Raw genomic sequence first — 9,309 nt, forward strand, 5'->3', positions numbered from 1 at the left:
TGGATTCATCTAGCTCTTTAAAGGTTGTTGAATTAATTTTACATTCTGTAAATTATGAAGTAAAATACAAATTAGGAATTCAAATTATTCCTTTAAGGAATTGAATGAGGGAGATAATATGCAATTAAGGTCATTAGAAGTTTTTGTAACGGTAGCTGAACACGGAAGTTTTACAAAAGCCGCTGAAGCACTGTACATCGGTCAACCAGCCTTGAGTAAAACCATCCAAAAATTGGAACAGGAATTGGACGTACCATTAATTGATCGATCAAGCAGAAAAATTCAATTAACCAACGAAGGGAAATTACTTTATCACGAAAGCAAAAACATTCTAGAAAAAATCTCCATCATTCCAGTAGCCTTAAATAAAATTTCCCAGGAAATTATCGGAGAATTAAAAGTTGGTATTCCACAAATCATTGGATCTGTTTTTTTCCCGGAAGTGGCTTATCAATTTTTAAAAAGATATCCGAAAGTAATACTTCAAACGGAGGAACACGGGGGTGTCATAGTAGAAAACCTTGTATCACATGGAGACTTAGATGTCGGGTTTGTTGTGCTTCCTGCTGCCAACACACTAGATGCCGAACTCATTTATCAAGACGAATTCATCGTTTGCGTTTCATCATCCCACCCGCTTTCTAAAGTAAATGAAATCCGTCTAGCAGATTTGAAAGATGAAAAGTTCATCTTCTTTGATAAATCTTTTGCATTATACAACCTTATAAGAAATCATTGTCTGGAAGCAGGTTTTTCACCTGATATCGCCTTTCACAGCACGCAATGGGATTTAATATTGGAACTCGTTTCTGCACAACTTGGAATAGCAATCATCCCTAAGAAACTTAGTATGAAATTAAATGGTGTAGATATAGTAGATTTACGTATAAAAGACACAAAAATGAGTTGGGATATAGGAATCATCACTAAAAAGGGTGCTTACCAATCCCCCGCCCTAAAAGAATTCGTTAATATCGTCAAAGAAATTTATAGCATCTAAAATTGTTTAAAATCCAACCTATGCCTATCAAGAATACAAAAAACATCAGCAAGAAATTCGCTGATGTTTTTTGTATTAAGCTTAACCATTAAATGAAATCCACCTAAAACACTATCGTCTTATTCCCATGCACAATAATCCGGTCTTCCAAATGCCACTTCACCGCTCGTGCAAGCACACTACGCTCAATCGCTTGTCCAATCTTCTTCATCGCTGCCACATCATCACGATGATCCACGCGGCCGATATCCTGTTCAATAATTGGACCTTCATCCAAATCATCCGTCACATAGTGCGACGTCGCACCGATCATCTTCACACCCCGATTAAACGCACGCTCATATGGATTTGCACCAATAAACGCTGGTAAGAAGGAGTGGTGGATATTGATAATTTGGTTATTGTACTCTTTCACAAAATCAGGCGTTAGAATCTGCATATAACGTGCAAGAATTACGAGATCCACATCATACTGCTTTAGAATCTCTTTTTGTTGCGCTTCCGCCTGGGTACGAATATCCTTGTTTGCTGGAATATAGTGGAACGGAATGCCACGGGATTCTACCATCGCTCTTACAACTTCATGGTTACTGACGACAACAGCAATATTCGCCATCAAGTCACCGCTCTCCCACTCCCACAAAAGTTCGAGCAGGCAATGCGGCTCTTTTGAAGCGAAAATTGCTACGTTCTTCAGCTCATGCACGTACATGATATCATAGTGCATATCGAATTTTTCAGCGATTGGAGTGAAATCCTTTTCCAAATCTGCTTTTTTATCCATCAAACCCGGACATTCGAATTCAATCCGCATGAAGAACTGTCCACCCTCTGGATCTAGGGTATATTGGTCTGATGTTACAATATTTGCCCCATGTTCATAAAGAAACTGGGATACTGTAGCGACAATTCCCGGCTGATCCGGACAACGGATTAGTAGACGTGCCCGATTTTCATTATCTTTTTGATACGCTTGAATTTTCTCCTCTGTATAGGTATGCATATATGTTCCTCTTCTCATCTAATTTTACCGTTATTACCTACTTTATGAAACTCAGATAAAAGCGTCAAGTAAATAAACAAAACAAGTGAGAAAGCGCCTGTCAGCACAACGTTTTAGTTTCAATAAAACGCAAGGTGCGACAGGCGCTTATTCAACTCCAGACAACCGCAATTATTTTTAATGGCTGGTCTCCTGTGTTAACCAAGCCGTGACTCCCGCCTTTCGTAATAAGGCAGAGATCACCTTTCGACACGACATGTTTTCCTTCATCATCCTGGAAGTTGCCAGTTCCTTCAATAATATAGTAGGCTTCCGCATCTTTATCATGCAGATGGAAACCAATCGAGCCTCCAACTGGTATGCTGACTTCTGCAAACATATCAAGACCAGCAATCTGATCTTCTTTTGTCAATTTACGAGATATATCCACGACACCATTTCCACCATACATATTTTCCAATGATTCTACCGTATCTGAACGTTTAATCATCTTATCACCCTTTAATTAAAAAGACTTGGCAGGAATGTAGAAATACTTGGTACAAAAATAATTAATAAAATAACAACAACAAGAATACCAATTACATGTAAAATATAAGGCAAGGTATCTTCAATCCCCATATTCCTATCCGTCACACTTGCTCCGGCAATTAAAGACAAACCTACTGGAGGCGTTACGTTCGCCAGTGCGAAGTTCATAATGAGCACCATTCCAAAGTGAATCGGATCAATTCCGTACTCCATCGCAATGGGCATGAATACTGGGCTCAGTAAAATAATAAGTGATGTTACTTCTGTCAACATCCCAAGAATGAGGAGGATAACCGACACAACTAATAAGAATTGCAGTGGCGTATTTGCAAACTGCAAGAAAAATTCTGAAATCATTGCAGGAATTTTATTTACCGTTAATACATATGTAAATGCATTCGCAACGGAGATAATTATTAAAATCGTTGCTGACGTTACTGCTGATGAAGCCATGGTTTTTTTAAACTTGGTAAATGTAAGTTCTTTGTAAAACATTGACAAGATAAAGCTGTACACAACAGCAAGTACTGCCGCTTCCGTAGCCGTCGCAAATCCGCTGAAAATACTTCCCAAAATAAAGATTGGTGTTAACAGCGGGAAGAATGCTTTCAGACTAATTCTAAAAAACTCTTTTCCTGTCATTGAAGGGGGCTTGTCCGCACCAAAGCCTTTCTTCCTCGACATAAAAGCGACGTAAATACAGAGAAGCACAGTAAGTACAATCCCCGGCAAGACACCCGCGATAAATAGATCTCCTATTGAAATATTTGCTGTAATTCCAAGGATAACCATTGTAATACTTGGCGGAATAATCAGCCCAAGCACCCCTGCCGGTCCAATAATACTTGCGATAAACGAATTGCTATATTTCTCTTCTTTCAGTCGCGGTACTAGAACTGAACCGACCGCATACGTCGTTGCAACTGTTGAGCCGGATACCGTTCCGAACAACGCACTTGTTACAACGGTTGTCATGCCTAGCCCCCCAGTTAAACGACCGACAAAGGCCCGAGCAAACTCCATTAACCTGCGGGTCAGGCCACCTTCTCCCATGATGTTCCCGGCCAAAATAAATAGTGGAATAGCAAGATAAGAGAAATTATTTACACCAGCAAACATTCGCTGTACAAGTATTTCTAGCGGAACATTTCCGAAAATCATCAATCCCGCACTAACAATACCAAGGATAAAAGCGATTGGCATTCCTAAAAATAGAAGTCCAAAAAAGATTGCTAGAATCAAAATAATCATACGCTTGGTTCCCCCTCTCCTGTAGGACTAAACATGTCTGTAATAATAAAATAAATGGAAAAGAGAGAACTAAGCGGAATCGCCAAATAGAATAATCCCATCGGCAACTGGAGCGTCGATGATGTTTTTGCCATAGCCATCATTGTTAATCCGAATCCATAGTAGACTAAAACCCCAAAGAAAAGAATCGTTAGAACATGAACAGAAAAATAAATAATTCTTTGCAGCTTCGGCTTTGCTCGTTTCACGAAAAATGTCACAGCTAAATGCATTTTTTCATAGATTGCTAAACTCGTACCTAAAAAGGTAAGCCAGACAACTAATAAACGAGCAAGTTCATCTGCCGCCGGGAAAGAAATACCCATCATTCTTGTAACGACTTGCAGAAACACAATTATTGTTAATCCAGTAATTGCTATTACACATAAGTAAACTAATATCTTTGCTATGATTTCTTTTGCTTTCATAGGTACCTCTTCCCCTTATTTTTCTAATGGTGCATAAAATGAAACTTCATTCGGTGGGGAATTCCTCCCCCCCACTGAATGTTAGTTGAACAGAATCAGGTATTTACGGGCTGTATATCCTCCACTTAACATTTTGGTTTTCCCTCTTGTTTAGAGGTGGGGGGATTACAGACCGTTAATACGTGATAAAAGAATAAAGGAAGAGAACTTTATCCCTCTTCCTCATCACTTACCAGCCAGACGCCTTGCGATAAACATCCATCATTTCCTCGCCAAAAACGTCTTCTTCCCATTTCTCATATACTGGCAGCATTTGTTCACGGAATGTCTCTATGTTCACATCTTCATTCACTTGCATCCCTTGACTTTTTAGTTCTTGGATATACGCTTCCTCTTGTTCATCATTTTTTGCGTTCACTTCTTCTTGAATCCGTTCTGCTTCCGCTAAAATGATTTCCTGATCTTCTGAAGAAATTTCTTCCCACACATCCGTCTTCACAACGAGCATAACCGTGTTATAAAAATGTCCAGTCAAAGAGAAATAGTCCTGTACTTCATAAAGCTTCGGTAAAACAATATTTGCGAGCGGATTTTCCTGAGCATCAATCGCACCTTGTTGAAGCGCCCCGTACACTTCACTGAACGCCATTACAGTAGGCATTGCACCCATTTGCTCAAACGCGTCAATCCGAAGTTTTGTCTCCGCAACTCGAATATTAAGACCATCCATATCTCGAGGCTCCACAATCGGCCCCCGATTATTTGTAATATGCCTGTAACCCCATTCCAGATAGCCAATTTTTGTCATCCCTTGTTCGGCCATAATGTCTGCGAGATACTCACCAAATTCTCCTTTATAAGCTGCCCGCGCATGGTCGATGTCCTTCCACATATACGGCAGATCTTCAATCGCCATTCGCATATCCAGCGCCTGCATCGAGCCAACCATAATTGCTGCCGAATCCATAGCACCTAACTGCACTTGTTCAAGCATCTCTGTTTCCGAACCGAGCAAACTATTCGGATAGATATCAAATACGATGCGACCATCTGTTTTTTCTTCAACCTCCGCTGCCATATCTTCAATCAAATCAGATGCTGGTGTGCCTTCTGTTAAGGCATGCCCGAGCTGAAGTGTAACTGTATCAGCTTGATCGGCATTCGCGTTAGAACAAGCTGATAGTATAATGAACAGCGAACCAGTTAATAAAACTATCTTCCATTTATTCATAACATTCACTTTCCCCTCTTTTGTAGAAAACGAACGACCAGAAAGCATTAATCCTATGTATTACAAGCTGAAAATTAACGTTTGTCTATCATTTAATTTAGTGTGCTGAAATATTAGTATACTGTATACTACAATACATAAATATAAAAGTCAATACCATTTGAATAAACAGAAAACACTATATAAATAACATTTTACAGCCATGATCCTGCATTTAACGGAGTCAAATTTATTTCTTGAGTTTACAAAATATTTTATTTAATGTATGATAATGACTAAACCTGTATACTGTATACAAGACCCGCACACGCACAGCTTTAGAATAAAGGAGATAAAATACATGCTAAGCAAAATAAACGCTCGCGTAAAAAAGATTTCCGTACCAGGCATTCGTGTCTTTGCAAATAAAGTCAATGAATATGAAAACGGCATCAATTTTACGATCGGTGAACCTGACTTTCCAACACCCGAAAATGTAAAACAAGCTGGAATAGAAGCGATAAAAAACAACTTAACCGGCTATTCCCACAATGCTGGGCTATTAAACGTCCGCCAAGCGGTCTCACGCTTTTTTGAGGAAACGTATCATTTTTATTACGATCCAGCAAATGAAATTGTTATAACAAACGGTGCTAGTGAAGCAATTGATTCGGTGTTGCGTACCATTTTAGTAAGTGGAGATGAAGTCATCTTGACCTCCCCGATCTACTCTGGATACGAATCGATTATCCATCTAAATGGCGCAAAGTCTGTCACAATCGATACGACAGACACTGGATTCGTTCTCGATCCCGAACGTTTGGAACAAGCACTAACAGATAAAACGAAAGCAATTATCCTTAACTATCCATCGAATCCGACCGGAGCCACACTTAGCCGCGAACAGATGGAAGGAATTGTTGCTGTTTTAAAAAAACATGATATTTTTATTATTTCTGATGAGATTTATAGTGAAAACACATTCCATAGCAAACATTGTTCGTTCGCTTCTTTCCCGGAGATCCGTGAGCAATTATTTCTCATCCACGGACTATCGAAATCCCATGCAATGACAGGCTGGCGCATTGGTTATGTGCTCGGAAGTAAAAATTTAATGGAGCATGTATTGAAAGTACATTTAAACAACTCGATTTGTGCTTCCCTACCAAGTCAATACGCAGCAATCGAAGCACTTACAGCTGCAAAGGAAGCACCTGCTGAAATGAACAAGGCTTACATCGAACGAAGAGATTTTGTATACAAGCAGCTAAAGGAAATGGGACTTGAGACAACACTCCCGACCGGAGCGTTTTACTTTTTCCCATCGATTCAATCAACTGACTTAACTTCAATGGAATTTGCGACCAAACTATTAGAGAACGAACAGGTTGCCGTCGTTCCAGGAAGTTCATTCACAGGGAATGGTGAAGGATTTATTCGAATTTCTTACGCTAATTCAATGGAAAATTTACAAGAGGGCCTCGCAAGGATAGAGCGTTTCCTTAAGAAATAATGGAAGGAAAAGGAGAAAAAGATGAAAAAAGTAGTTCAACGTGAAACCCTGTCTGATCAAGCATACCGGATTATTAAACAAGCGATCACGGATGGGAGATTGAAAGATAAAGAATCGTTGCCAGAAGAAAAGCTCGCAAAAGATTTGGGAATCAGCCGCACCCCGCTTCGTGACGCCTTTGCACGACTCGCGGCAGAAGGACTGATCATTCAACAAAAGGGAGCACCGGCAATCGTTGCTAGCTTTACGAAAAAGAATTCTCTTGAATATATGGAACTCCGTAGTTTACTTGAGGTATACAATATTGAAAAGGTAACGGTAAAAATGAGTGACGAGATGATTGAAAAATTGCAGGAAAATCTAGCAAGCCAGCGCACAGCAATTAATGAAAATAAGTATAACGAGTTTATTGAGCTTGATCGTGATTTTCATCTACTGTTGGCAGCTTGCAATGACAATGAGGAAATAAAAAAAGTCATTCATCGCATGAATACTGGTGTTAACCGAGCATTTCTTATTCTATCAAGCACCGTTCCTAAGAGTGCGGAGGATGCTTACAAGGAACATCAAGAAATTTTGCAAGCATTAGAACAAAAGGATGTCGTTACAGCGAGGAACAGTATGCTTGTTCATATGAGCAATGTTAAAAAACGTTTTTTAAGCTACTATGACCACGCGGAAAATAAGAATTAGCCTATACAGGGAGGTATCTATCATGCTTTGGCAAACGGAACAACAATTGGAAGATTTACTATGTGAAGTTGTTAGCTGGGATAGTCGGACTGGAACAGAAGGGGAAATCCAGTTTGCTGAAAAAATAAAAGGTAAGCTGCTCGAGTTAGAATACTTTAAGGAAAGGCCCACTCTCATTCAATTTCATGATGCAGGAAAAGAACGAAATGCCGTAACAGCTTTATACAAACAAGAAAACATCAAAAAAACAATCGTACTCATTAGCCACTTCGACACGGTACATACAGAGGAATTCGGTGCACTTGCTGATTTAGCTTTACAACCACAGGAACTAACGAAAAAATTTAAAGAAATGCTTGATTCGTTACCAGAAGATGTACGATGTGACGTTACATCCGGTGATTATTTGTTCGGGCGCGGTACGATGGATATGAAGATGGGTATCGTTCTGCACCTTCATCTGCTTGAGCAAGCCATTCATGAAAAGTGGCCAGTTAACCTGCTCCTTGTCACCGTTCCCGATGAAGAAGTGAATTCGAGCGGTATGCTTGCCGCGGTTAAAGGACTTGTAGATACCCGAGAGCGTTATGATTTAAATTACACCCTATTTTTAAACAGTGAACCGAGTTTTTCCATGCAGCCACAAGACGAGCAGTATTATATTTATTCCGGAACGATTGGAAAAATCATGCCCTCAGCGCTTTTTTATGGGCGAGAAACCCATGCCGGCGAACCTTTGCAAGGAATCAATGCACACTATATGGCTAGTTTTTTGACGAAGAAAATGGAATATAATCAAGCGTTCAGCGAGGAAATATACGGCGAGCGCACACCGCTTCCGCTTTGCTTAAAAACCTATGATTTGAAAGCGGATTATTCCACACAGACATCCAACCACGTCGCAGCGCTTTACAACGTCTTTTTAATGAAACGAAATGCGAAAGAGACGATGATTTCTTTTCGCGAAGTCGCAACAGAGGCTATGAGGGAATGCGCAGAAGAATACAGACGTGTGTTAGCAAGGGAAGAAAATAGTGAGGAGCACTTCAACATAGGTGTATGGGAATATGAAGAACTATTAAATTATGCTAGAGATAAACTTGGCAAAGAAAAGACTGAGGAAATAATTAAAGAAACCGTCGCACTTCCCAATTTGGACCAGCGAGAAATTTCCATGAAAGTATGCGATCAAATGATAGCTCATTGCCAAGAAATTGCACCAGCATGCATTTTATTCTTTGCTCCGCCTTATTATCCGGCAATAAATTCTTCAGATGACCCGCTCGTTCAGGAGAAAATTCTGTTAACGAAGCAGCTGCTTCAAGATCATTTTAATGTAAAGGCGGAGCAAGTGCATTATTTTAATGGCATTTCTGATTTGAGTTATGTGAATTACGATAAGGATGATAAAGGCTGGGAATCTTATCAAAATAATACACCAGTTTGGGATTACTTATATACAATTCCATTTGATGAAATGCAGAAGCTCCAAGCACCGGTCTTAAATATTGGACCATTCGGGAAAGATGCCCATAAATTGACGGAGCGGCTTCATAAGCAAAGTGCTTTTGTGCATATCCCTTTTGTTTTGCGGAAGGTGGTGCAGACTATGTTTGATGGAGTGACTGCTGGAGTAGGAAA

General features: G+C 39.8%; 9 protein-coding genes. 4 read left to right on the forward strand and 5 right to left on the reverse strand.

Going from position 1 to position 9,309, the window contains the following annotated elements:
- Positions 1–118 precede the first annotated feature (118 nt).
- On the forward strand, positions 119–1,000 hold the full coding sequence (locus SPD53_RS15325; protein ID WP_336253081.1) for a LysR family transcriptional regulator: 882 nt from the start codon (positions 119–121) through the stop codon (positions 998–1,000).
- A gap of 103 nt (positions 1,001–1,103) precedes the next feature.
- Here the strand turns inward: SPD53_RS15325 and purU are convergent, their stop codons facing one another.
- From purU to SPD53_RS15350, 5 genes are all read right to left on the reverse strand, one after another.
- Positions 1,104–2,003 carry a formyltetrahydrofolate deformylase gene (gene purU / locus SPD53_RS15330; protein ID WP_156856377.1) on the reverse strand — a complete coding sequence of 300 codons (900 nt, stop codon included), beginning with the start codon at positions 2,001–2,003 and terminating at the stop codon, positions 1,104–1,106.
- A gap of 151 nt (positions 2,004–2,154) precedes the next feature.
- Positions 2,155–2,493, reverse strand: coding sequence for a cupin domain-containing protein (locus SPD53_RS15335; protein WP_336253082.1), 339 nt, complete (start codon positions 2,491–2,493; stop codon positions 2,155–2,157).
- Positions 2,494–2,504: 11 nt separating this feature from the next.
- Positions 2,505–3,785, reverse strand: coding sequence for a TRAP transporter large permease (locus tag SPD53_RS15340; protein WP_336253083.1), 1,281 nt, complete (start codon positions 3,783–3,785; stop codon positions 2,505–2,507).
- Positions 3,782–4,252 (reverse strand): TRAP transporter small permease, encoded by a 471-nt coding sequence (locus tag SPD53_RS15345; RefSeq protein ID WP_336253084.1) that lies wholly within the window; start codon positions 4,250–4,252, stop codon positions 3,782–3,784. Before SPD53_RS15345 ends, SPD53_RS15340 begins: the two co-directional genes overlap by 4 nt.
- A gap of 229 nt (positions 4,253–4,481) precedes the next feature.
- Positions 4,482–5,483, reverse strand: coding sequence for a DctP family TRAP transporter solute-binding subunit (locus SPD53_RS15350; RefSeq protein ID WP_336253085.1), 1,002 nt, complete (start codon positions 5,481–5,483; stop codon positions 4,482–4,484).
- Positions 5,484–5,823: 340 nt separating this feature from the next.
- Here SPD53_RS15350 and SPD53_RS15355 point away from each other — a divergent pair, with 340 nt between their 5' ends.
- The 3 genes from SPD53_RS15355 to SPD53_RS15365 all read left to right on the forward strand — a co-directional run.
- Positions 5,824–6,975, forward strand: a complete 1,152-nt coding sequence (locus SPD53_RS15355) for an aminotransferase class I/II-fold pyridoxal phosphate-dependent enzyme (RefSeq protein WP_336253086.1) — start codon at positions 5,824–5,826, stop codon at positions 6,973–6,975.
- Between the two features lie 21 nt (positions 6,976–6,996).
- Positions 6,997–7,668, forward strand: coding sequence for a GntR family transcriptional regulator (locus SPD53_RS15360; RefSeq protein WP_336253087.1), 672 nt, complete (start codon positions 6,997–6,999; stop codon positions 7,666–7,668).
- 22 nt (positions 7,669–7,690) lie between these two features.
- Positions 7,691–9,309 (forward strand): M20/M25/M40 family metallo-hydrolase (locus SPD53_RS15365; protein WP_336253088.1); only part of this gene is annotated, 1,619 nt, incomplete at its 3' end.

The organism is Oceanobacillus sp. MO10714A (genome assembly GCF_037072045.1).
Classification (GTDB): domain Bacteria; phylum Bacillota; class Bacilli; order Bacillales; family Amphibacillaceae; genus Oceanobacillus; species Oceanobacillus indicireducens.